Origin of the sequence: Clostridium sp., assembly GCF_016650035.1 — a bacterium.
In the GTDB taxonomy this organism is placed as follows: Bacteria; Bacillota; Clostridia; order Clostridiales; family Clostridiaceae; genus Clostridium_AD.
This window is the reverse complement of the sequence record NZ_JAENWM010000001.1, coordinates 93,274-118,518: the sequence shown is the minus strand read 5'-3', so window position 1 is coordinate 118,518 and position 25,245 is coordinate 93,274. Positions and strand designations below refer to the sequence as shown.

Annotated in this window: 17 protein-coding genes and 1 other annotated feature; of the genes, 6 read left to right on the top strand and 11 right to left on the bottom strand. The window is 31.7% G+C overall.

From position 1 onward, the window contains the following. Nucleotides 1-34 precede the first annotated feature (34 nt). Together JJD95_RS00510 and JJD95_RS00505 are read right to left on the bottom strand one after the other, a co-directional pair. Nucleotides 35-1,153: a Ger(x)C family spore germination protein gene (locus JJD95_RS00510; RefSeq protein ID WP_291639250.1), complete on the bottom strand. Its 1,119-nt coding sequence runs from the start codon at nucleotides 1,151-1,153 to the stop codon at nucleotides 35-37. Beyond that, nucleotides 1,140-2,552, bottom strand: coding sequence for a spore germination protein (locus tag JJD95_RS00505; protein WP_291639248.1), 1,413 nt, complete (start codon nucleotides 2,550-2,552; stop codon nucleotides 1,140-1,142). The genes JJD95_RS00510 and JJD95_RS00505 overlap by 14 nt, the downstream gene beginning before the upstream one ends. 128 nt (nucleotides 2,553-2,680) lie before the next feature. Between JJD95_RS00505 and JJD95_RS00500 the strand changes: the two genes are divergently transcribed. Then, nucleotides 2,681-3,781 (top strand): endospore germination permease, encoded by a 1,101-nt coding sequence (locus JJD95_RS00500; RefSeq protein WP_291639246.1) that lies wholly within the window; start codon nucleotides 2,681-2,683, stop codon nucleotides 3,779-3,781. A gap of 37 nt (nucleotides 3,782-3,818) precedes the next feature. Here the strand turns inward: JJD95_RS00500 and JJD95_RS00495 are convergent, their stop codons facing one another. Beyond that, complete coding sequence (locus tag JJD95_RS00495) at nucleotides 3,819-4,361, bottom strand: ECF transporter S component (RefSeq protein ID WP_291639244.1); 543 nt, start codon at nucleotides 4,359-4,361, stop codon at nucleotides 3,819-3,821. A 248-nt stretch (nucleotides 4,362-4,609) separates the two neighbouring features. Here JJD95_RS00495 and JJD95_RS00490 point away from each other — a divergent pair, with 248 nt between their 5' ends. Beyond that, the gene (locus JJD95_RS00490; protein ID WP_291639242.1) at nucleotides 4,610-4,765 is read left to right on the top strand and encodes a DUF5670 family protein; all 156 of its coding nucleotides are present in this window, start codon (nucleotides 4,610-4,612) and stop codon (nucleotides 4,763-4,765) included. A gap of 73 nt (nucleotides 4,766-4,838) precedes the next feature. Here JJD95_RS00490 and JJD95_RS00485 read toward each other — a convergent pair whose 3' ends face one another. From JJD95_RS00485 to JJD95_RS00475, 3 genes are all read right to left on the bottom strand, one after another. Further along, entirely contained in the window at nucleotides 4,839-6,434 is a 1,596-nt protein-coding gene (locus JJD95_RS00485; RefSeq protein WP_291639240.1) for a peptide chain release factor 3, read from the bottom strand. A gap of 248 nt (nucleotides 6,435-6,682) precedes the next feature. Then, nucleotides 6,683-7,678, bottom strand: coding sequence for a tryptophan--tRNA ligase (gene trpS, locus JJD95_RS00480; RefSeq protein ID WP_291639239.1), 996 nt, complete (start codon nucleotides 7,676-7,678; stop codon nucleotides 6,683-6,685). A 267-nt stretch (nucleotides 7,679-7,945) separates the two neighbouring features. Beyond that, nucleotides 7,946-8,184, bottom strand: a binding site (T-box leader). Between the two features lie 72 nt (nucleotides 8,185-8,256). Further along, nucleotides 8,257-8,631 carry a desulfoferrodoxin gene (locus JJD95_RS00475; protein WP_291639236.1) on the bottom strand — a complete coding sequence of 125 codons (375 nt, stop codon included), beginning with the start codon at nucleotides 8,629-8,631 and terminating at the stop codon, nucleotides 8,257-8,259. Between the two features lie 278 nt (nucleotides 8,632-8,909). On the opposite strand from JJD95_RS00475, the gene JJD95_RS00470 reads away from it, so the two are divergent. Then, nucleotides 8,910-9,122, top strand: a complete 213-nt coding sequence (locus JJD95_RS00470; RefSeq protein WP_291639234.1) for a hypothetical protein — start codon at nucleotides 8,910-8,912, stop codon at nucleotides 9,120-9,122. Between the two features lie 91 nt (nucleotides 9,123-9,213). Here the strand turns inward: JJD95_RS00470 and JJD95_RS00465 are convergent, their stop codons facing one another. Further along, on the bottom strand, nucleotides 9,214-17,844 hold the full coding sequence (locus JJD95_RS00465; RefSeq protein ID WP_291639232.1) for a glucoamylase family protein: 8,631 nt from the start codon (nucleotides 17,842-17,844) through the stop codon (nucleotides 9,214-9,216). Nucleotides 17,845-17,993: 149 nt separating this feature from the next. Continuing rightward, the gene (locus JJD95_RS00460) at nucleotides 17,994-19,295 is read right to left on the bottom strand and encodes a M18 family aminopeptidase (RefSeq protein ID WP_291639230.1); all 1,302 of its coding nucleotides are present in this window, start codon (nucleotides 19,293-19,295) and stop codon (nucleotides 17,994-17,996) included. Nucleotides 19,296-19,468: 173 nt separating this feature from the next. Here JJD95_RS00460 and JJD95_RS00455 point away from each other — a divergent pair, with 173 nt between their 5' ends. The 3 genes from JJD95_RS00455 to JJD95_RS00445 all read left to right on the top strand — a co-directional run bounded on the left by JJD95_RS00455 (nucleotide 19,469) and on the right by JJD95_RS00445 (nucleotide 22,021). After that, entirely contained in the window at nucleotides 19,469-20,656 is a 1,188-nt protein-coding gene (locus JJD95_RS00455; protein ID WP_291639228.1) for a cation diffusion facilitator family transporter, read from the top strand. A 303-nt stretch (nucleotides 20,657-20,959) separates the two neighbouring features. Next, nucleotides 20,960-21,466 carry a YcxB family protein gene (locus tag JJD95_RS00450; protein WP_291639226.1) on the top strand — a complete coding sequence of 169 codons (507 nt, stop codon included), beginning with the start codon at nucleotides 20,960-20,962 and terminating at the stop codon, nucleotides 21,464-21,466. Between the two features lie 237 nt (nucleotides 21,467-21,703). Then, nucleotides 21,704-22,021 (top strand): hypothetical protein, encoded by a 318-nt coding sequence (locus JJD95_RS00445; RefSeq protein ID WP_291639224.1) that lies wholly within the window; start codon nucleotides 21,704-21,706, stop codon nucleotides 22,019-22,021. Between the two features lie 91 nt (nucleotides 22,022-22,112). On the opposite strand, the gene JJD95_RS00440 is transcribed toward JJD95_RS00445, so the two are convergent. The 3 genes from JJD95_RS00440 to JJD95_RS00430 all read right to left on the bottom strand — a co-directional run bounded on the left by JJD95_RS00440 (nucleotide 22,113) and on the right by JJD95_RS00430 (nucleotide 25,230). Next, the gene (locus tag JJD95_RS00440) at nucleotides 22,113-22,397 is read right to left on the bottom strand and encodes a hypothetical protein (protein ID WP_291639221.1); all 285 of its coding nucleotides are present in this window, start codon (nucleotides 22,395-22,397) and stop codon (nucleotides 22,113-22,115) included. Nucleotides 22,398-22,714: 317 nt separating this feature from the next. Further along, nucleotides 22,715-24,013: a diaminopimelate decarboxylase gene (gene lysA / locus JJD95_RS00435; protein WP_291639219.1), complete on the bottom strand. Its 1,299-nt coding sequence runs from the start codon at nucleotides 24,011-24,013 to the stop codon at nucleotides 22,715-22,717. Between the two features lie 17 nt (nucleotides 24,014-24,030). After that, entirely contained in the window at nucleotides 24,031-25,230 is a 1,200-nt protein-coding gene (locus tag JJD95_RS00430; protein ID WP_291639217.1) for an aspartate kinase, read from the bottom strand. Nucleotides 25,231-25,245: the final 15 nt, after the last annotated feature.

Genomic DNA, 25,245 nt, shown 5'->3' with positions numbered 1-25,245 from the left:
TTACAACAAAAGACGATGGAATACCATCGTCTTTTTAATCAAAATTCTTAACAGACCCTATATTCATTATTTCTACTTCTACTTCCACTTTTAACTCTGTTTTATTAATAATATCTTCGATCTTTATGTTTGGATACTTCTGATAAAATTGTTCTGTTATATCAAATATATCTATCCCCATTCCCTTATATTTTGCAAATAAAATATTACACGCTTTCACAATATTTTCTTCTGACTTCTCTTGGATTTTTGTAATGTTTTCATCAGTAAATATTATACTTTTTTGGGCTTCAGCAAAATCCACCTTAACTTTAATTTTCTTTTTTAAATGAACAATATTATCATAATAGCTAATTTCAGTCTTAGTTTTAGATTTTTTAATTTCTAAGGTTACAAATTGATTAATATCGCATGGATTCGTTATTTCTAAAGAACCACCTGAAATAGTATTCATTAAAAAATTAAAACCTTGCCCTTCATCTCTTTGTAATATGCTAACCATTTTATCACCTTCTATAACCGCTCCACCATTTACTTCTAATTTTGGCGTTAAGTTATCTTTTGTTATATTTATTATGGTAATTACGTTGGCTTTATCCCCCATGTTTCTTTGAGCATAAAATTCATTTAAACTTAGTTTTACAGCTCTTGAAGAAGAACCGATATTTTCTATAAGCTGCGTTATGAAAAATCCAATATACTTTTGTTGAAGAATATTTAAATTAATAAGCTTTTCTGGGTCCCCTATATATACTGTAATATATGGTCTTATAAGAAATTCTTGATCGCGATCAAAAAAATCTATAAAATTGTCAATACCGAATTTTGCTGCCTTTTCAGTAAATATTATAGCCTTATTCTGAGTATAATTTAGTTTATAACTAGATGAAGTATTCAAATCTCTAACAGCTTCAAACATTGTTTTTCCTTTTCCTTTAAATATGATCCTTTCATCAGTTCCTTCAGGTGTTGTTCCTCTTGCTCCCTTGAAAGTTTCAACATATATTATAGGATTACCGTCATCATCTACATCTACTATCAGGGCAGTAGCAAATAAAATTTTATTAACATCCTTATAACTAAAACATGATGTCATAGTAAAGCAATTCATTACTATGCAGCTTATAACTAATATTTTTTTATACTTTTTCATTGTAATCATCCTTATCAAAAATATTATTTGATATCTCACTAAGATCCCTTCTATATAACAAATCCTTAAATTTAAAAGTTTCTAGTGTCCCTAACGGAAATAAATATGGATATCCACAACTCTCAAGCCCCGCCAAATGAGAGATCAGAATAAAAAAGCCGATATAAAATCCCGGAAGCCCTAGCACTGAAGAAATGAAAATAATAATTATATTCCATATGGCTAGGGCACCATAAAGCTTTGGTACCAAAAATGAAGAAATAGACGAAAGTGCCACAATTACTACTGTGCTTTGCGATGCGATTCCTACTCCCACTGCAGCATCCCCTAAGATTAAAGCTCCAACAATGCTCATTGACTGACCTATGGACTGTGGCAATCTTATCCCAGCCTCTCTAAGTAGTTGGAAGAAAAAAGTCATTAATAATAGCTCTATAACTGTAGGGAGTGGTACACCCGCCCTTGAAATAGTGAACTTTACTGCAAATACCGTAGGAACAAGCGAAAAATGAAAACAAGCTATAGCCACATATAATCCTGATAATAGGCTAGCTGAGAAAAAGCTAAGCACTCTCGTAAGTCTCGATAAATTCGCAAAATATCTATTAGAATAATAATCATCAGGAGCATGAAAATTATCCAGGAAAAAATATGGTGCAGTGATAACAAAAGGAGTTCCATCTACAATTATTGCTATTCTTCCTTCTAAAAGCTTAGATGCTGCCACATCCGGTTTTTCGGTGGTACCTATTGTGTCAAAAGCTGAATTCTTATTTTTTAATTCTGTCTCAATATAATTCGCATCTAATATAAACTCTAATTTTATATTAGACACCTTTTTTCTTATATAATCCACAAGTTTTTTAGGTGCCACACCTTCTATATAACATATGACAACTACTGTGTTAGATTGCTCTCCTAAAATTATGGTTTCAAACTTTAAATTTGAATTCTTTATTTTCCGTCGTATAAGCGCTACATTATCTACAAATGCTTCCGTAAATCCTTCTCTTGGACCCTTAATAACATTTTCTGTAGGTGGAATGCCAACCCCCCGCCTCACATACCCTTTTGCCTCACAATAAATTGCTTTATTTGCAAAAGGAAATATAAGCACCAAGTCCCCAGCCAAAACGTGTGATATAGCCTCATCATTACTATTAATATCTCCGATTACATTTGCTGATAATACATCCTTTTTTACGTACTCTAAATCTACAGTCCAATTTTTATTTTCCATTAGAGGCTTAAATATATATTCACTAATAAATTTGGAATCACACAAGTCATCGATAAATACACCAGATATTACTCCTAGTTCGCATTCTATCTCTCGGTATTTCACATCGTAGCTATTGTTAAATTTTTCTTTAATATAATCTATATTTATATTTTCCATTATAATCACCATATTTATTATTTGTAACATTTGAGTTTAATATTCACAAATTGGGAAATACTACTAATGTAATGTGAATTTATTTCTATGACTTACATTATTGAAACAAAAGGAGGTAATGATGCAAAATGGATAAGCTAAATACAAAACATTTAATATTCATAATTTGGGGAACTTCTGTTGTAGCAATGAAGACTTATCCAAACGTATTCATCGTATATGGTGGAAGGGATTCGTGGATTTCCGTTATTATTGCCTCAATTATTGTATTATTTTATTTTATTTATATACTTTTTGTTTGTAAGAAAACAAATTGCTATAATATGAGTGAAATATACCATAGAGCTTTAGGTGAAAAAATGGGAAATATTTTTTTGATAATATTTATCATAACTTTAATTATCAGCTTAATAGAAAGTGCTTCAGTAGAATCAAATGCCTTACATGTAAATATGCTTTCAGACACTCCCCCTTGGTTTTTCCTTTTATTTATATTAATTCCCGCGATTTATATTACAAAAAAGGGCACTAGGGCAATAACTATAGTTACTATTATCGGGATATGTCTTATAATGGTGGCAGGTACAAACCTAGCGATTCTTACAGCTAAGTATAAAAACTATAGTTATCTGCTCCCTATAATGGCAAATGGCGTCACTCCCTCTTTTATTTTATCTGTAATAAAAGCGCTGGGATGCTATGGCAGTATAGCCGTTTGCATTCCATTTTTATCTAGAGTAGTTAATAAATCAAAAATTACAAAGCATTGCATAATTGCAATATTAATTGTAATACAAATGGAGATTTTTTCAACTGTTGGTATTATAAGTACCTTCGGCGTGGTTAGAGCCTTAAATATTAACTACCCCAAGCTTATACAAACTCAGTTAGTTAGTTATTTCGATTTTTTAGAGTTTGGCGAGTTTTTTGTAATGCTACAGATGGTAGGTGGTTGGTTTATAAAATATGTATTAACGCTAAATGCTATACTAATTCTATTTAAAAATCTTCGTTTCCTTAATAAATATTGGATTTACTTTATTACATTATTTGTTTTCATAATTTCATATTTCATTTCTGCTAAAGTACTATTATTATATAAGCTTTTAAATCTTTATGTCTATCTGTCTGTTATAAGCTTTATATTAATACCATCGATAATTTTTAGTGTGTTTTATTTAAAAAAACAAAGTAAAGACCGGAATTATCATAAAAATAATTTAAGTTAAAAAAGGCTCAGAATATATTATATTCTAAGCCTTTTCACTATTTTATAAATTCATGTTTTTTATTATTTTTGGCCAAAGCTAGTGATAATGGCAAAGCAAGAGCAATACCTACTATTACTTGACCTATATTTGCAGGTATATCTGCAAAGGCAACTAGTGCATTATTAGAGATTATTTTATATACTAAAAAACCTGACATTAAATACCCAAGGACCATCCATACACCTGCTACTACAAATGCAAATAAATTATTCCAAATATTATCCCCACTGTAGCCTTTTCTGTATGCAATCATAGCTGTTATATATGCCATCCCACCTTTTACAATCAATGTAAAAGGTGCCCAGAAAAAATAGGGAGTTGTCAAATCAAATATAGTCATGCCAAGTGCTGCGGCTATAAATCCCTTTTTCTTTCCTAGTAGTATGGCAGCTAAATATACCATACTATCGCCTATATGAAATACAGCACTTTGTCCCACGGGTAATTTAATTAAATATGTTGCAATATAAATAATCCCTGCCATAATTCCGATTTGTACTATGTCAATTGTTTTAGTTTTTGATACTCTATTTTCCATGTTTGTCCCCCTAGAACTTAATATGTTTTAAATCTTTATCTAATATCATTATATACAATATTATTTTTTTTTCAAATGTATCCATACACTTTTTAAAAAAATAATTCCATTTATATCTTGCATATACATTACTAAAGTAATACATACTATATCTAGTATTTAATCATCAAATATAATTACAAGTCAAAACTAAAACAAACATTTTTCAGTCTCTATCAAATTGTTTTTAAATACCTGGAGGTGATCCTGTGACTTTTTTACGTTGGTTAGGTGGCTTTGTAGTTTTATTTTGGTTAATTGGAATACTCCTAAGCATAGGTGACAATTTAATTAATATTTTACTAATAGTTGCTGCTATTGTATTTATAATTGATGCTATCTCTAGTCGAAATAAAATCATGTAAAAACTTCCAAATAAAAAAAATCTCTTGAAATAATTTCAAGAGATTTTTATTTTATTTTTTAAATTTCAATTTTTTAGTCGTCACTCTTACCCATATCTGATAGAATTAAGCCTTTATTATGATCTAGCGCCCATCTAATACCCCATTCATTTTGGAACAATAGTAGGTCTCTGTCCTTAAAATCTCTAACTATCCTAGTATCACTAGTCAAATTAAGTTTTTCCTTGTCTATGTTACTATTTTCAATCCATCTTATCTGTGTAAATGATAACCTATCCATCTTAATATCCACATTATATTCGTCTTTAAGTCTGAATTCTAATACTTCAAACTGAAGCACTCCTACAACCCCAACTATAATTTGTTCAACTCCAATATGAAGTTCCTTAAATACTTGAATTGCACCTTCTTGAGCTATTTGTGTTACTCCCTTTATAAATTGCTTTCTCTTCATGGTATCAACAGCTCTAACCCTTGCAAAAAATTCTGGTGCAAAAATTGGTATGCCCTCAAACTTAAATTTATTTGAAGAAGGGCATATTGTATCTCCTATGCTAAATATACCTGGATCAAAAACTCCAATAATATCTCCTGCATAAGCCGTATCAACTATCTCTCGATCTTGTGCTAAAAATTGTTGTGGTTGTGCTAATTTTATTTTATTACCACCTTGCATATGATACACATCCATGCCTTTTTCAAATTTTCCAGAACAAATTCTCATAAAAGCCATTCTATCCCTATGAGCTTTATTCATATTAGCCTGTATTTTAAATACAAAGGCAGAAAAATCATCGCTAAAAACATCAATTTTTCCTATGCTTGAATTTCTTGGTAATGGTACCGAGGTCAGTTTTAAAAAATCATTTAAAAAAGGTTCAACCCCGAAATTAGTAACAGCACTTCCAAAAAATACTGGTGTAAGTTCTCCAGCATTAACTTTGGTTAAATCGAAGTCATCTCCTGCTACATCTAAAAGCTCAATATCTTCCATAAGCTTTTCATAAAAATCCTCACCTATAAACTCAATTGCCTTTTCATCATCAATACTAATTCTAGTCTCTTTAGCTTCTACTTGACCATGCTTTCCATCATCAAAAACAATAATTTCCTTTGTCCGTCTATCATAAACACCTTTAAAATCTACCCCGCAACCTATAGGCCAATTTATTGGGTAAGATTTGATTCCAAGCTCATTTTCTATCTCTTCCATAAGTGAAAAGATTTCTTTAGATTCTCTATCCATCTTGTTAACAAATGTGAAAATAGGTATTTCTCTCATACTACATACATTAAACAGTTTTCTTGTTTGTTCCTCTATACCTTTTGCACCATCAATAACCATTACTGCGCTATCTGCTGCCATAAGGGTTCTATAAGTATCTTCACTAAAGTCTTGATGTCCTGGTGTATCAAGTATATTTATACAAAAATCCTTATAATTAAATTGCATAACTGATGACGTAACAGAAATACCTCTTTGTTTTTCTATTTCCATCCAGTCAGAAACTGCATGTTTAGAAGCTTTTCTAGCTTTAACTGAACCTGCAAGCCTTATAGCGCCTCCATATAATAATAATTTTTCTGTAAGTGTAGTTTTACCTGCATCTGGATGGGATATTATAGCAAACGTTCTTCTCTTTTGAATCTCTTTTATGTAATCCAGCAAAGTTATCATTCTCCTTTTTTTAGTATTTTTATTGTACTATGTATATATTCCTAAAATTACTCTCTAAGCTGGAGCAATTTAAAAATTTTTTTCTATATTCTCTACCTATTGATTTTAGCTTTTATGAGCATATATGTCAACTACGCTTGTACTTAACGAAGACAAAACCACGAAAATCTTAACAATTATTAAGATTTTAGTAGCTTTCATTCTTTGTAAATTAATCTTCTATTCCAAAGCTCTTGCCTCTACCTTGGTATGAATCCTATTTTCTTTTGCATTTTCCTTAGTGTCTTACTAGCAACATAGTAAGCCTTTTCAGCACCTTTTTTGTAAATTTCCTCTAAGAAAGCTTTATTAGCTATATATTCCTTGACTTTAATCTGTATAGGTTCAAGTTCTGAAACGATTGCTTCCGCTACATCCCTTTTAAATTGAGCATAACCTAAACCTTCATACTTTGCTTCAATTTCTTCTACAGATATACCAGTTATAGTCATTAGTATTGTCATTAAGTTTTTAACACCTAATTGCTCATCATTATACTTAACTACTCCTATACTATCCGTAACCGCTCTATTAACTTTTTTTCTAATTACTTCTGGTGGATCCATTATTAAAATATATCCATTAACATTTTCTCCTGATTTAGACATTTTATTAGTTGGTTCTTGTAAATCCATTATCTTAGCCCCTAGTTTGGCTATATATGGTTCAGGTATTGCAAATGTATCGCTATATGTTTTATTGAATCTTTCAGCTATATCTCTGGCAATTTCAAGATGTTGAGTTTGATCTTTTCCTACAGGCACTAAATTAGTTTGATACAATAAAATATCAGCTGCCATTAGCACCGGATAAATAAGCAATCCTGCCCCTATACTTTCACTATTTTTAGATTTTTCTTTAAATTGAGTCATTCTGCTTAATTCTCCCATATAAGTAGAACATGTTAAAAGCCAAGCAGCCTCACTATGAGCTGGAACATGTGATTGAATAAACATGGTATTTTTCTCAGGATCGATGCCTGAAGCTAAATAAATAGCTAACACCTCTAATGTTCTTCTTCGCAAATCTTTTGGTTCTTGCTTTACTGTAATAGCATGCAAATCCACCACACAAAAATAGCATTCATATTCTTCTTGTAACCTAACCCAATTTTTTATGGCTCCTAAATAATTCCCCAGGGTTAAATCTCCCGAAGGTTGAATCCCACTAAATATTACCTTTTTATCGCCTTCCAAAATAATCATCTCCTATAATATAAATAATGAATGAAAATCATACATTGATCCGAATGCTAATTCACATCGTTAAGTAATTCTAAAATTCTTATATTTACATCTGCTAAAAAACACAAACTCGCTATCGCTCAAACATGTGTTTTTCTTTACGCATCTATAAATATAAGAATTAAGAATTACTAAAACTTGTTCATATGCCCTCTACTCAATATATGATTTTTTCATTATTTTAAATGTGCTAAATGAAAAAAAGCCCTACGGATAAATCCATAGGGCGTATATACACGGTACCACCTAATACTTAGAAGCTATGCTTCCAGCTTCTACTCAAACAGATACGTTACGATATCCTGCCTTTATAACGTAAGGCTTACGTCAAGGACTACTATACTTCATCCCGAGTCTTAGAGACCCATTCAATTTAAACATAATTATCGTAATTTCAACATCTACGACTCTCTGTAAATCTGTTTTTAAATCTACTTACTTCTCATCAACGACTATACATTATGAACATTTTAAATGTCTTTAAATAATGATATTCCTACCCGCATAAATTGTCAATCAAAATCTCTATTTTATGCTTTCCAAAGACCATGTAAATTACAGTATTCTCGTACGTATAAAACTTCTTCTTCTAATTTAAATTCTGCCACTGGTTTTTCACCTGGTTTTAAGTATTTTCTGTACACCTTATTTTCTGTATGTACTTCAATGAATTCAATATGATGCGCTTCGATCATTGGGTGTTCTACTGCTCCAACCAAAACTCTAATTCCGCCTTCTATTTTTTCAATTACAGGAACGTGTTTTTCAACCGCTGCATCTTGAGTATTTTCTGATTTTAGTGTCATTGGTTTTCCACAACAAACTAAAACCCCTCCAGCATTATGAACCACTTCAACTATATTACCGCATACTTCACATTTGTAAATTTGTCTTAATTGTGTCATTTATTATTCCTCCTTTAAATTTAACTCTATAAATACTGATTATAATTTTTTTAATCTGTAACAGTTATTTATAGATAACAATTATATATATTCTACATTTCTTAATTGTTTCCTCTTTTTTAAATAAAAATTAATTATTTATCTATATATTTTGAGCTAAACTATTACATCCTATTCATCTATAATCTTTTAACTAATATTACCTTCATTTTTTTCTCGATTGTGTGGAACACTATATAATATAAAGTTGTAATATAACTATAAAAGGAGGTATAAACATGTCTAAAAAAGTACTAAATACGTATGCACCTCATGAAAGGGATTTTTATGATATAGAACCCAGAGAAATAAGATCTTATTCAGAAACCAAAGATGATTTTACAACACTACCCGATCCAGTAACTGACCCTATAGTTTCTAATAATATTTCTAATGTTGAGTTTGATTACACCTATAACGGTGGTCAAGAAATTCCAGATATAGAAGATTAATTTTTTTAATTCTAATTTATAATAAAATAATAAAACAAATGACTTTTTTTTAAAAGGTAAGACTTCTACATAGAAGTCTTACCTTTCTTTTTTAAATTATAACCTCTACTTTATGCACTCCATCGATAAATGGTACTAACCCATCATCACATAATTTTCCATCAAGCCAAATACCTTTTTCTCCCTGTCGCTTAACTTCAATCACATATTCAAAATTATCTTTTTTGTAAATAATCTCATACTGTGACCATTCATCTGGAACACAGGGTTCAACGGTAAACCCTTTTCCTTCTTTTAACTTAAAACCTAGGATAGCTCCTATACCCGTTGTATACATCCATCCTGACGTCCCAGTATACCAACTCCATCCGCCTCGTCCTACATGAGGCCTTTTCCCATAAACATCAGCAGCCATTACATACGGCTCAGTTTTATACTCCTCACACTGAAGCAACGTTTTTGTATGATTGATAGGGTTTATCATATTATACAATTTAGCTGCCTTATCCGTCTTTGAAAGTTTTGCAAAGGCAAGAATTACCCACGTTGCAGCATGTGTATATTGGCCACCATTTTCCCTAACTCCAGGTACATAGCCTTTGATATAACCTGGTTCTAAATTAGATTTGCTAAAAGGTGGAGTTAAAAGTAGAATCATGCTCTTATCTTCTTTTATTAAATAACGTTCTAACGACTTCATAGCCGACCCTGCTCTTTCTTTCTTTGCAGCTCCCGCTATAACTGACCAGGATTGAGATAGGGAATCTATCTTGCACTCTTCATTTTTAGATGAACCTAGTGGTGTACCATCATCAAAATATGCTCTCCTATACCAATCGCCGTCCCATGCATTCTCCTCTAGATTTACCCTTATATACTCTTGCATATCACAGTATATCTTAATTCTTTCATCATCTTTTTTATACTTGCAGGCCTCCGTGAAATTTTCTAGTATATTATATAAGAACCATCCTAGCCATACACTTTCACCTTTTCCCTTGTTACCTACGGTGCTCATTCCATCATTCCAATCTCCACTTCCCATTAGAGGAATGTTATGAGTACCAAATTTAAGACTCTTATCTATAGCTTTTATGCAATGTTCATATATGCTCCCTGTAAAATCTGCCTTTCCTGAAATATTATATCTTTCGTCCTCACCTTCGGCTAGTGGCGTATCCATTAAATATCCAGCCTGCTCATCAAGAATAGCAAAATCCCCAGTATTTTTTATATAATCCATAGTGACAAAAGGTAGCCACAATAGGTCATCTGAGAATCTTGTTCTTATCCCACTATCTACCACTGGATGCCACCAATGTTGAACATCACCTTCAACAAATTGTCTTGAAGCACTATACAAAATTTGTTTCTTTGTCATGCTAGGCTCTATTAAACACACTGGCATAACATCTTGAAGCTGATCTCTAAATCCATATGCTCCGCCAGACTGATAAAAGGCTGTTCTTGCCCATAATCTGCATACTATAGTTTGATACATAAGCCACCCATTGAGCATTAAGTCCATACTCTTATCTGGAGTCTTAACCTGGATAGTGTGAAGTAACTTATTCCAATAATTCTTCACCACTTCTAATTCAGAATCTACTTTTTTAACATCTTCAAATTTCATAATAGTAGTAGAAATATTATCTAAATTCTCATCTTCACCTAGCATAGCTACTAGTTCAATCTCCATATTAGGCTCTAAATGAATTTTTGAAGTAACTGCTAGACATGGATCGAGTCCAACTCCAACATTGTTTGAAAGTCTTACTCTTTTTAACGCTGCTGGGCTCTCTACACTTCCTCCTCTACCTAAAAACTCACCCTTATCGCCAGTAAAACTTTGATCTACGCCACCAAATAATTTTAAGAAAGCATTTAATTTTCCAAAATGCTGACTATAAGAATTGGTAGCATATATATATTCCTTTTCCTCATCCAAGTAAGTAACAATATGCTCTGCAGTATGTTGAGGTACAACCCCCATAACAAGTTCTGCATAGTAGGTTATAGAGAGTTCTCTAGCTATATTGCTATTATTTACAAGTTTTATTTTACATAGCTTAAGGTTATGATTCATAGGCACAAACATCGTAACTTCGCCCATAATCCCAAAAGCCTCATGTTTAAAGTCTGAATGTCCAAATCCATGTTCTATTAAGTATTCTCCACCATCTCTTATAGGTTTAGGTGTAATACTCCACACATTCCCAAAAGTATCATCTCTAAGATATATAGCTTCTGAGCATTCATCACTTATCCAGTCATTAGACCAAGTAGTTATTTTATTTTCACGGCTGTTTTTATGCCAAGTATATGCTGATCCAGATTCTGACACATGAAATCCAAAATCACCGTTTGAAATTACATTTATCCATGGTGCTGGGGTATTATTAAAATCTTTAAGCAGAATAGTATAGTTTTCATTTTCTACATTGAAGCCTCCTAAGTCATTAAAGTATTCTAAGTGCTCTATATTAAATATGCGTGGAACAAATGTAAGTGTACTTTCTATCTTTTCTAATATTGGTTGCTTTCTTATTCTTTTACTATTGTTGTGAATTTGGGATACTAACATTCCTTTTGAGGAATCTATAACTATTCGAGATATAGCTATCAAAAGTTCTATATCCTCATCTAAGATAGTAGCCTTATTAAGTATAAATAGTCCACCTGGTTTATTTTCTTTACCTCTTAAGTGACTACTTCCAACCAAATCCACAATATCTGTTTGTAAAGGTTGATCATATGAGACTTTCTGGAGATTTATTATCACCAAATCAATTCTTAACCCTTTAAGGCTAAGGTACTCATGGGCATTCAAAAGTTGGCGAACTAAATCTTTATCTTTACTCTCTCTTGCTATAAGTAGCATTATAGGCAAATCTCCTGAGATACCATATGACCAAAGAGCAAATTGCCCTTTCTTTACATTTTTTATATATCCACTTCTTTCTTTATAAGTAGAATTTAAAAACAAGATCTTAGATGCCATTACTTGATATAAATTTGCTTGGGTAGATTTCAGTCCATAATATTTCATATCCACCTGGGTTTGACTCCAAGCAAGCTCAAATACCCTATTTACATTGTGAAGTTCACTATATTTTTTAGCTAAACTTATTACCTCAGCTTTGCTACTGGCTATTGCTGTAGTGAAAGCTATAACACAGGTTTCTCCAGCTTTTATCTTAACTTTTCTTCTTATACTCACTATAGGATCTAACACCGCTCCTACAGTATTAGATAAAATCGAGTTTTTCTTCATACTTGCCGGATGTATTGTATTTTCACCACGTCCTATGAAATTCACTCTACTAGTCTCATACTGAATAGTTCCTACAGTAGTTCCATCTGTTGCATCGGTTTGCATAAGCCAAGGTTGTTTTTTACCCTTAGCCCTAGGTCTTCTAGTTGCCAATATACAACTAGGATTATCTATATACTCTGTCTTTACAAACAGATTACCAAAAGCTGGGTGAACTATATCTGCATCATAATGAGCTAGCGTTACTTCAAAATAACTGGTTATTTCTAAGATTTTACTGCCGGTGCCATGATTTGTTATTGATAATCGTCTAACTTCTGAATCATCTTCTGTAGACACAGTAATTTCCATTTTAGTTGTGATACTACTGTCACTCCTTGTAAATTCAGCTTTATCCAATGCGAAAGTTACTTCATAACTATCCCCCTCCTTTTTACATGGTTCATAAGTTGCACTAAAGTACTCATTTTCACGCACATCTTTTATATAGATAAACATTCCCGTGTTGTCTTTAGTCACATCTTCCTTCCATCTATAAATCATAGTTCTATTTCTTGAAGCATACCCTGATCCACTATTAGAAATCATTAGTGAATAATTTCCATTAGAAATTAAATGTGTTTCTGGTGACTCTGTTTTTGCTGTTGTATATTTCCTTACTATAATCTTTTGTTTTCCCATATTTTTTTCTGAAACATTAAATTTATGTTCTCTATCATACACTACTCTCTTAGATACTCTTTCCTGAAGTAGTAGCTCCGTAGCTTTAACTTTTGGAATCCTATGAAATCTTTTTTGGAAAACATTATTTTCTAATACATTATCCAAAGCCATTAAGCTCATCCCTTCATGATGAATCATGAAACACTTAATAATTGCCTTTGATTCCTCTTTAGGTATTCTATTTTTAGTATAATCCACAGCTTCATAAAACCCATAAATTCCTTCTAATCCTTCATCCGTAAGCTTTTTAAGATTATCATATGCTCCTACAAAATCAGTTTGCAATGCCATAATTGTTGCATAAGGCGCCACAACCAGTTCATTTGCCAGACCTTGTTTAAGGCCTACTCCCGCTATTCCAAATGCCTTATACTGATAATTTGAATTTACATCAAAATTATAAAATGCCGATTCAGAGATTCCAAAAGGCACCCCTCTCTCAGTGCAATATTTCTTTTGTGCCTCAATCACAGCTTTATAAGTTTCGTCTAGCATTGTGCCTGGATAATTTTTCATTATAAGAAGGGGCATCAAGTATTCGAACATGGTTCCACTCCAAGAAACTAATCCCTTCCCTTTACCCATAAGAGTCATAGATCTTCCGAGCACAAACCAATGTTTTTTAGGAACATCACCCTTTGCTATGGCGATAAAGCTAGCTTGCCTCGACTCAGATGCTAATAAATCATAATAGCTCTTACCTAAACTATCATTTTCAACATCATATCCAATACTAAACAGTTCCCTGTCTTTATCATATAACATTTTAAAATCCGTACCTTCTGCCATAACATTTATTCTTTCTTTTAATTTTTCTACGTCCAAAATAATTACCTTAGATCTTTCTTTTGTATTTTGCAACATAATTTTTAGTTTTGCTATTGATTCATCTTTTTTCGACTTACCACTTAACATATTTAGAACTTTAGTTATTTTATTTGGAATGTTATTTAAAGGTGTTTTTTCAATTATGCTAAGTAAAGAATTACTAAGGTCTAAATCAAGATTTTTTTGACTAATATAATATGACCAAGGAAAAAATTCATTTATTTCCTCTAAAAATCTATTCACATCATCTTTTAGTTTTTTATTCCAATATAATTCTTTTCCTAAATTATTTTTTTCCATTTCCATAATCTTACTTTCTAAATCTATAAGTAATACTTTCCATAAATTAAAATCTATTTTATTAATGTCTATCTTCTCTATAGCTACTTTGTATGATTCTTTTATTCCCAGAGTTGCTTCTATTTCCTCACTAGCCAGCCTCATTGTATCTTGAATACCCTTAACTTGCTGAGGATTAAATATTGGATTTCTCAAATATTCCTCTAGCGTCTCTGTGACTATCCAAAGATAACCAACTAAATTTCCACTATCAACAGTGGAAACATATCTAGGGTACAGCGGTGCCTTGCTTCTAGTATCGTACCAATTATAAAAATGACCTTTGTAGGTAGCCATGTCTTCCATTGAAGTAATATTTTTCTCTGTTCTGCTTACAACATCTATGGTACCTATATATCCTAAATCGTAGGCAACTAAATTTGCAGTTAAACCCATACCCATGTCCGTTGGGGAAGTTCTATATGCTACTCCATTAGGTGGATCTTCTTGGTAATTGTCTGGTCCGAGGAAATTATTCTCCTCATTGATAAAATCCTGAAAATACGCCCAAGTTTTTCTACTTAATTTCCTAAGGAAAATCTTTTCTTCTTCCACCATTTCTAAGCTTTCAATTACTCTATCTTTACTTATAACATAAGCAATTACAGGGCTTAAAAACCAAAGAGTACATGAAGGTATACTAATGAACCCAATACTCACATCTAAATTGAATGCTAAGAATAAAATTAAAAGCGAAACGGCACTAGCTACCCACATTGAAGCTATAAAATTTTTAAGTTTTTTCCCTAGTTTTACTTCAACATCTTCTGCCGTCTGCCATTCCAATAAATTTTTCTTGCTGAAAGTTACCCTATATAAGGTTCTAATTATGGCATCTAGCATAATATATGCTTGATAAGGTATAAAGCAAAAAATTAAAAATACCTGTTCTATAGCCATCTTGCTATTCTGAATTTTACCCACTAAACTTATACCTTTAGCAGGGGAAACTACAGCTTCTGTTACATCAAAAAGTATAGGTGCTAGAATCGCAACAAAAGCTGTAACAAACCACTTATCCGTACCATCAGGCAATACTCCACTTAAAGTAAGTAGGATCAAAATCATAATAGAAGGTGTTATTAAACTTCTCCTTAAATTATCCACTATTTTCCACTTAGATATTTTACTTAAAGGTGAAGATTTTTTAAGCCAAGGAAGTAGCTGCCAATCTCCTCTAGTCCATCTGTGTAATCTCATAGAACTTGAATTGTAATAAGCTGGGTATCCATCTATGAATTCAACATCCGTAACCAATGCAGTTCTAACATATGACCCCTCTAACAAATCGTGACTTAATACAGTGTTTTCAGGTATTTCATCCTTTAACATATAATTAAAAACATCTACATCATAAATTCCTTTTCCAGTAAAAATACCCTCACCAAATAAATCCTGATATACGTCAGAAATCGCAGAAGTATACATATCTATTCCTGTTTCGCCAGAAAAAATCTTTGAAAATAGAGTTTTATTTGCAGCCAGAATAGATACCCCTATTCTTGGTTGCATAAGCCCATAGCCCCTGTCCACGCTCTTTTTACTATGATTTAGCATAGCATTATTTAGTGGATGTGCCATAGCCCCTATTAATTTCTTAGCAGAATCCCTTGGCAGCTTTGTGTCTGCATCTAATGTAATAACATATTTAATCACTCGAAGGCACTCTGCATTACTGCTTATTACATTGTAACTAGTATTTTCTTTTCCCCTCAAAAACTCATTAAATTCCATAAGCTTTCCACGTTTTCTTTCCCACCCAATCCATTTGTTTTCTTTTTTATTGTACTGCCTATATCTATTAAAAAAGAAAAATATCTTTTGCTCATCACTGCAATACTTTTTATTTAATGCTTCTATTGCTAGAAGTCCTTCACTTACTACTTCCTTATCTCTAAGTTCCTCTTTATCCGCACTATCCACAAAATCTCCTAGTAATGCAAAATACATATTGCTTTGTGCATTAGCTAAATAGTAAATTTCTAAATCATGTACCAAACTTCTTACCCTAGACGGATTATTTAATATGGTTGGAATTACTACCACTGTACTATATTTTTCTGGTATTGCTTCTTTATAAGCCATTTTAGGTATAAATGAAGGAGAACCCAAAACATTTACACTCCAGTTAAAAATTGATATTGTTATTTCGCTACATGGCACTAATATAACAATTGTAGCTAAAACATATCTCCATAGTGATATAGACCTATCATTTAATAGGCTAAACACAATAAATAGACATATTATTAGTATTGTAAATACAACAATAGTACCTATATAAAAATTTTCTTTATTCTTCTTTATCCTCTCTTTAATCCCTTCTATGAATGTGTTCTTATATCCTATTTTTTCCTTTAATTCTTTTATTCCTTCATCTATCAAATAAAAACCAACATGCTTATTATAGAAATTCTTTTCTGAGACTTCACATTCATTACAACATTCAATAGCTTTTTTGGCTATATATGACTCAGGAATCTTCGTATGTTTAGATAGTTTTTCTATTATATGTCTATACTTATCTCTTGACTTAAAATCCATTTCTCCATAAGTACAGCTGGGATCTTCCCTTAAAACACTTTCTACAGAACTTAACTTTTCAAAATATTTTTTCCAATTTAAACCTTCAATAATTCTTATGCTATTAATAGAATTTCCTATTGATATTTGAAAACTAGCTTCTATTTGATGTTCTAGGGATATCGTTTTTTCTAAACTTGTTTCCTGTGATTCAAGTTTCTCATCTATATAATGATAAACTTCTTTAGAATCAATACCACTATCCCTTAATAGTTTCAATAACCTTTCTGTAAAATGAGAATTAAACGTAAGCTTTTGACTTTTTAATAATGATATCTCTGTAACAATTTTACCCTCGTTAAAAGCATTAATTAATTTCTCCGCAACCAGTTCTGCTTCTTTTTTGTTATGCTCTGCATTAACAATTTTCTCAGTTATATTACTGATATTTTGGATTAAGGCTATTCTCAGCATTATAGGAATAGCCCAAAGTTCACCAGACGTAAGTGCGGTGCTCTTTTGATAAGCCCTTACAAAATTTGCAATAACACTTTCATCCACCCTACCATCGGTGTGGGATACTATTTCTATAGCAATATGATAAACTCTCGGATAACCCTTCATAACTCCTTTGTATATCACTGGTAGGTCATTATAATATGTTTGTGGCATATTATATTTTATGTTTTTATACTCCTTCTCTATTAAGTATAAATTATCTAAAAGCCATTCTGCAGCAGGCAATACCTCTTTTTTATTTTTTTCTTGTTTATCTATCTTATCATAGCCTTTTAAAATTTTTTCGTAGCTTCTATCCAAATTACTAATAAGCTTTTTCTTACAATTAGTACTCTTGATATCAGAATAATAACGTGCTATTTCAAAGGCATGTTTTTCTAAATCTTCTCGATTCACATTTATGGTTGGAATTTCTTTTAGTAGATTCTCTTCTTTATAATAATTTAAATTCTTTCTTACCACCATGTAAATTAAAATACATATTGCAACTATTGCCCCAACTGTAATATATAGCACTATAATCACCCTTTCAACGTTTTGTTAATAATATCTATGGATTTCAGAACTGACTTTAATTATTATCACCAATTAACCCATTAATTATTAATAAAAATATAAAAAAGAACTCACAATTAAAAATTGTGAGTTCTTTTTTACTCTTTGTGTTAAATTTCGTAGAATTCTTGAAAAGATTTTGTAACATAAGTATGGTCGAGTACTCCACCCAGTTCTCTTATAGAATGCATAGCTAGAGTTGGGCTTCCAATATCCACTGAACGTATATTTAAATGCGTTGAAGATATTGGTCCTATAGTTGAACCTCCACGGGCATCAGAACGATTAACAAATTTTTGTACTGGCACCCCTGCACTCGCGCAAACTAATTCATAAACTGCATCGGAGTTACTATCAGTAGTGTAACTTTGACTTGCACTTATTTTTATAACTGGCCCTTTATTCAAATAAGGTTTATTTGTTGGATCATTTTTTTCTGGACTGTTCGGATGAACTGCATGTGCATTATCTGCAGATATTATAAAAGATTTAGCAATAGCTCTTAAAAAATCTTCACGATTTTTATCTAATGATATTGTAATACGCTCTAATAAGTTCACTAGCATATTTGAATCAGCGCCTTGCTTAGTTGAACTCCCCACTTCTTCGTTGTCAAAACAAACCATTACATTTGTTGCCTCTACTGCTTCTACCCTACATAGTGCTCTTATTCCTGCATGTACCATAGCTAAATCATCTAATCTTGAACTTGAAATAAATTCATTATTAAGACCTATAATTGATCCCTTTTCGTATTCATAAAGGAATAAATCGAAATCTATAATTGCCTTTTGTTCTACAGACAGTTCACTTGCAATTGCACTCATAAGATAATTGTTTTTTTCTAATTCTTCGCTCACCATGGAGAGTAGTGGTAATGTATCCTTTTGTTTATTTAATTCAATTCCCGTATTTATATCTCTATTCATATGTATTGCAACATTTGGAATTATCATTATAGGTTTATTAATATTCACAAGCCTTGTTTCTGGATATAGAATATTCCCACTTCTAAGTGTTACCCTACCAGCTACTGCAAGCGGTCTATCCATCCAAGTATTTAATATAAGACCACCATACACCTCTGTGTTTAATCTTACATATGTATTATCAACTACCATTTCTGGTGCTGGTTTAATTCTAAAGCTAGGTGAATCTGTATGAGCTCCAATAATTTTAAAACCACTTTCTTCAATCGCTCCCTTGCCAACTACAAAAGCAGTTAATGCAGAATCATTTTTAGTTACAAAATACTTTCCGCCTTTTTGAAGATTCCACTTTTCTTCTTCTTTAATTTCAATAAAACCTTCTTCGGATAAATCTTCTTTAACCTTTGCTACAGCATGAAAAGCTGTTGGACTATCATAAATATAATCAATAAGATTTTGTGCAAATTCTAATTCTTTACTCATATATATTCCTCCAATTCATTTCACTTTAAATAAGTGTCTTGCTTATCTTCTTCATTAGTATAACAATTTTTAGATATTATTTCTATAAATTCTAAATTAATGATATAATTAATTGTTAGATACATGTTTAAATTTAGTTGTTTTAATTATACTATATATTTAGAGGTGAAATTATGTTATCAAAATTTTTAATTACAAAATTTATAAAAAATTCCGAAGACACTAATAATAAAAAAGTAAGAGTGGCTTATGGTTACCTAGGTGGTTTAGTTGGAATTATAGTAAACTTAATTCTTTTTATCACAAAAATAACTATAGGTATGCTAGTAAATAGTATAGCCGTTACTGCAGATGCCTTTAACAATTTATCAGATGTAGCCTCTTCAGTTATTACAATTCTAGGTTTTAAGCTAGCTGAAAAACCTGCAGACAAAGAGCATCCTTTTGGTCATGGAAGGCTTGAGTATATTTCTGGACTTATAGTTTCTTTTTTAGTAATACTAGTAGGTTTTGAATTTATTAAAACCTCCTATGGTAGAATAATCCATCCATCAAAAGTAATTTTCAACCTTATACCCTTTATATTAATATTAGTATCCATTGTATTTAAACTTTGGATTAGTGGATTTAATAAGACTATAGGTAAAGCTATAAAATCATCTGCTCTAGAAGCTTCCTCCTTTGATGCACTAAGTGATGTAGTTAGTTCAAGCTGTGTTGCACTATCACTTCTTCTATCTATTTGGATTGACTTTCCCATAGATGGGTACATAGGGGTGTTAGTATCCCTTTTCATAATATACGCTGGATATTCACTTATAAAAGACACAATGAATCCCTTGCTTGGCGAGGCTCCTGATGTGGAGCTAGTTAACGGACTTCAATCAAAATTATTGTTCTATGACTATATTACAGGTGCACATGATTTAGTTATACATAACTATGGACCTGGTAGATGCATGGCCTCCATCCATGCAGAAGTTCCCTGTGATATTTCTATAGTTAAAATCCATGAAATCATCGACAAAGCTGAAAAGGAAATTTCCAAAGAGTTTGAATTATATCTAGTTGTTCATATGGATCCGTTGAATGTAGATGATAAAGAGGTTAATGCTTCTCGATTGAAGCTTTTAAAGGTATTAGAATCTTTTCCTATAATAAAATCCATTCATGATTTTAGAATTGTAGGCGAGGACGATTATAAAAATTTAATATTTGATGCTGTAATTGACTTTAATAAGACTTTTACAGAAAGTGATGAAGTAAAGTTGAAACAAGATATAAATATTGAAATTAAGAAATTACACCCTAATTACAATGCGTTAATGACTCTAGATAGGGATTATCTCGGAGTTCAGTAAAACAACCTAGTTTAACGAAGTTAAGCTAGGTTTTTTCTATATAACGACAGATTAAAGAGTTGCTATTAAATTTACACTAAATCAAAGTAATGGTATAATATACTTATATTTTTTTATTCACTAGGGAGGTTATGGTCCCCAACCACAGTTATAATACACGACACCAACGTCGGGGGTACTAACGTTATGTGAAATTGTTTGCAAAGACTACATTGTCGATATTGCGCTTGAAAAGCCTAGGTTACGGTTTTTATTTACAAAAAATGTTTTACAATAATATATTTTCAATTATAGGGGGATTTTATGAAATTAGAATATGAAATAACTAAGCAAGACTACATCGATTTTAATATTTACCATATGAATCATTCAATAACAATGAAACGTTCCTTATTTATTCAAAGATTTTTCATCCCAATTATATTTTTAATTTTGCCTATATTTCTAGTAAAAATTACCGACATATCTTTATGGTATTGGTTTGGAGTTTTTATAATCTCATCTGTATTATGGATTATTTATTATCCTAAATTTTTTAAAAAATCTGTAGAAAGAAACATTTCAAAGATGCTTGAGGAAGGTAAAACTACTGGTATTCTTGGGAATCACATCTTTTCATATACAGAAGAAGGTGTCGTTGATAAAACTGAATTCAGTGAAACAAGCTATAATTTAATTGAAAAGGTCGTTGAATCTGAAGCACATATATTTATATACGTTAGTGCTATAATGGCTTATATTATTCCAATAAGAATCTTCCGCAGTATTGATGAGAAGGAAAACTTTTTAAATATATTGAATAAACGTTAGAACTAAGATTGAAATAGTGAATTATCGGGGTAGACTTCCATACTTCACTATCCATGCTAGTCATGTTTTACTGGGAAGAGAACTTCACATAACAAAAAACTCCCGTTCGTTTTAGCCTGAGAAGATGGCTAAAACACATTCCTTCACCAAGCCAGGTCTGGCTAAGGTTCAGGAACGTCTTGGATACGAAACGTTAGATGAAATCCTATCTAGGCTTAAGTTGTTATTATAATTTTTTTGTGGGGAAGGGGTATTCGAGCGCTAACGGCAATTCTATTTGATTGGCATGGTGTTTTAGTATTCAACAAAAGATGGATGGAATCTATTACAAATCAAATTTATGAAAAGGTAATAAGCAATAGTGCTACAGAAAGTGAAATAATTCACCTAGTTAATTCATGTGAAAAACTTTCAGTTGAAACTGATGAAGTTATTTTTATGGATGATAATTTTGGGTTTCCAGAAGAAACTATTAATTTAAATATGCAATTTATACATTGTGATACACTCGATAATGGATATCATAAATTCTATGAATACTTGAAATCTTATTAGGGTTATACACAATTGAAAAAATAGGAAAAGATTTTTTATCAAAAAAAAGACCTGCAACCTTTATAAAAAAGTTAACAGGCTAAAAATTTTTCTATTTTACAAGTTTTAGTTGAGCTATATTTTCCATATTTCTAGCAGTAACAACTTCTACAGCAGAAAGATCTTTTCTCATATTCTCTACACTACCAGAAAGGTTAGCAATATCATTAAATAATTTATCATGCTCAGCTTTATTAATATCCGCTTTATGTTCTAATGCTCTTAGAATTGAGATACTTTCCTCTTGTTGAGATTTTATGCTTTTTAAATCGTTTTTTATTGGAGTCAATTTTTCATCTAATAAATCGCTTAATGATTTTATTAATTCTTTGTCCAAAGTATTTCACCCTCTTATAGTTTATATGATAATTATATATGAATTTGATTAAAATTTAAAGTGTTTTATAATATCATTATAGGTAATATATTCCAATAGCATTCATCAATATCATGAATTGACTTCAACTAACAAAAAACTCCCGTTCGTTTTGGCATAAGAAGACTGCCAGGACGGCAGTCTAGCTAACCTGAGGCAGGAAGCCGAATGTTAGCGTCAGAGAATTTTATATTTGCAAAAGGTTAGAATTTCTTAATGTAATTTCCTGTTTTAAGCTCGTTTGCAAGGCACGCAGGAAAAATTTCATACGATATTATTTATAGTCCTACTTCATTACTAATCATATCTTTATAAGTTTGTCTTTTACATATAAGTCTATGGTGACCTTCACTTACTAGAACTACAGCAGCCTTAGGTATTTTATTATAATTATTACTCATTGAATATCCATAAGCACCCGTTGAAAGTACCGCCATAATATCTCCACTATTAACCTTTGGAAGTTTCACGCCTTCTATTAATATATCTCCACTTTCACAGCATTTTCCTGCTATAGTAACTACTTCCATGGAAGGTTCATTTATTTTACTTACGAGTACGCATTGATATTCTGCATTATATAAGGCTGGTCTTATATTATCTGTCATTCCACCATCCACTGCCACATACTTCCTAACTCCAGGTATATCCTTTATAGAGCCTACCGTATACAAGGTAATTCCAGCATTAGCTACAATTGATCTCCCCGGTTCTATTACAAGAATAGGTTGATTTATTCCATACTCTTTGCACTTAATTTCAGCTTCCTCAATTATGACTCTGCAGTATTCCTCTATTTCCTTAGGCTCATCACCTTGATTATAATAAACACCAAACCCTCCGCCTAAATCCAATTCTTCTATATCGTAACTAAACTTATCTTTTATATCTTTAATTAGTGACATCATTATTCCCACTGCATCTCTATAAGGTTCTAACTCGAAAATTTGAGATCCTATATGACAGTGTAGTCCTGCAAGTTTTATATTTGAAAGATTAAAAACATTGGTTATAACCCCTTCTAACTCATTATTCAATATAGTAAATCCAAACTTAGAATCAATTTGTCCTGTCTTTATATAATCATGAGTATGAGCTTCTATTCCTGGAGTAATTCTAAGGATAACCCGTTGTATAATGCCCTTTTTCTTTGCAGCTTCATTTACTAGTTCAATTTCCTTAAAATTATCTACCACAAAAGTTCCTACTCCAAGTTTTACTGCCATATAAATTTCATCAATAGTTTTATTATTACCATGGAAATATACCTTTTCCAGTGGAAAATCAGCCTTATAAGCGGTATATAACTCTCCTCCTGAAACTACATCTAAAAATAAACCTTCTTCTTTTACAATTTCACACATGGCTATAGTTAGAAATGCTTTTCCCGCATATGCTATCTTATTTTGCTCTTGGGAAGCCTTAAAAGCACTATGGAATCTTCTGCAATTACCTCTGATAAGCTGTTCATCCATTACATAAAGAGGGGTACCATATTCCTTGGCTAAAGCGACCGCACTAACCCCTGCAATATTCAATTTATTATTATCATCTTTTATATTACCAAAAAAATTCATAAAATCCCCCCTCTTAATTATAAATTAAATTCCTTTGCAATAAACTGTATAGCCTTTAATTTGTCCTCTGTTTTAATAGCACAAGTAATTCTTATTTCTGAAGTAGTAATCATTTTAATTTCTATATTATTTTCATTAAAAACCCTGAACATTCTAGCAGCTACTCCTGATGTAGTCTTCATTCCAAGTCCCACCATAGAAAATTTAGTTATGTCCTCGTCAACTATAACATTATTATCTACAATCAAACCATCTATAATTTTTAAACTTTCCTTTAAGCTTTCTTTGGGAATTGTAAAGGATACATTCACTTTACCATCCATAGAAGAGGTTTGACTTATCATATCGATATTAATTCTTTTATATCCTATATTTTCAAAAATAGTGGCTAATATATTTACATCTTTAGGTATATTTTGTAGAGTTACCGCCACATCCTCATCACTTGTCGCCATCCCTGTTACTGGTTTCCTTTCCATATTCACGTTTTTTTCCTCCCTAATTAGTGTTCCTATAATATTACTATTACTACGGCCTACATATATAGTTATTCCATATTTTTGAGCAAGCTCTATAGATCTTGAATGCATTACCTGAGCTCCCAAACTTGCGAGTTCTAACATCTCTTCATACTCTATTTCATCTAATTTCTTAGCCGCACTGTATGCTCTAGGGTCCACACTATATATTCCATCAACATCCGTATATATTTCACAGCTACCTTCTAGCTTCACTGCCAATGCTACGGCAGTGGTATCCGAACCACCTCTGCCTAGTGTGGTGACATCACCATCTCCATTTATCCCTTGAAACCCAGCAACTATTATAACCTTGCCTTCTTTCAAGCTTTTTTTAATCTTCTTATCCTGAATGTCTTTAATTAATGCTTTACCATATTGTCCACTAGTTTGAATCCCAATTTGATGTGCAGTGTAACTTATGGCATCATAGCCAAGACTCTTAATTGCCATAGCTAAAAGTGCACTTGAAATTATTTCTCCTGTTGATAATAATGCATCCAATTCCCTCTTATCTGGTTCTTCTGTAATATTTTTTGATAGTAATAATAAATCATCTGTAGTGTCGCCCATAGCAGATACCACTATAACTAAATCTGTATTTTGATTTTTTCTATTCACTATACCTTGCGCAATACTTTTGATTTTTTCCGTAGTTCCTAAAGAAGAACCACCATATTTTTGAACAACTACTGCCATAACATATCCACTCCG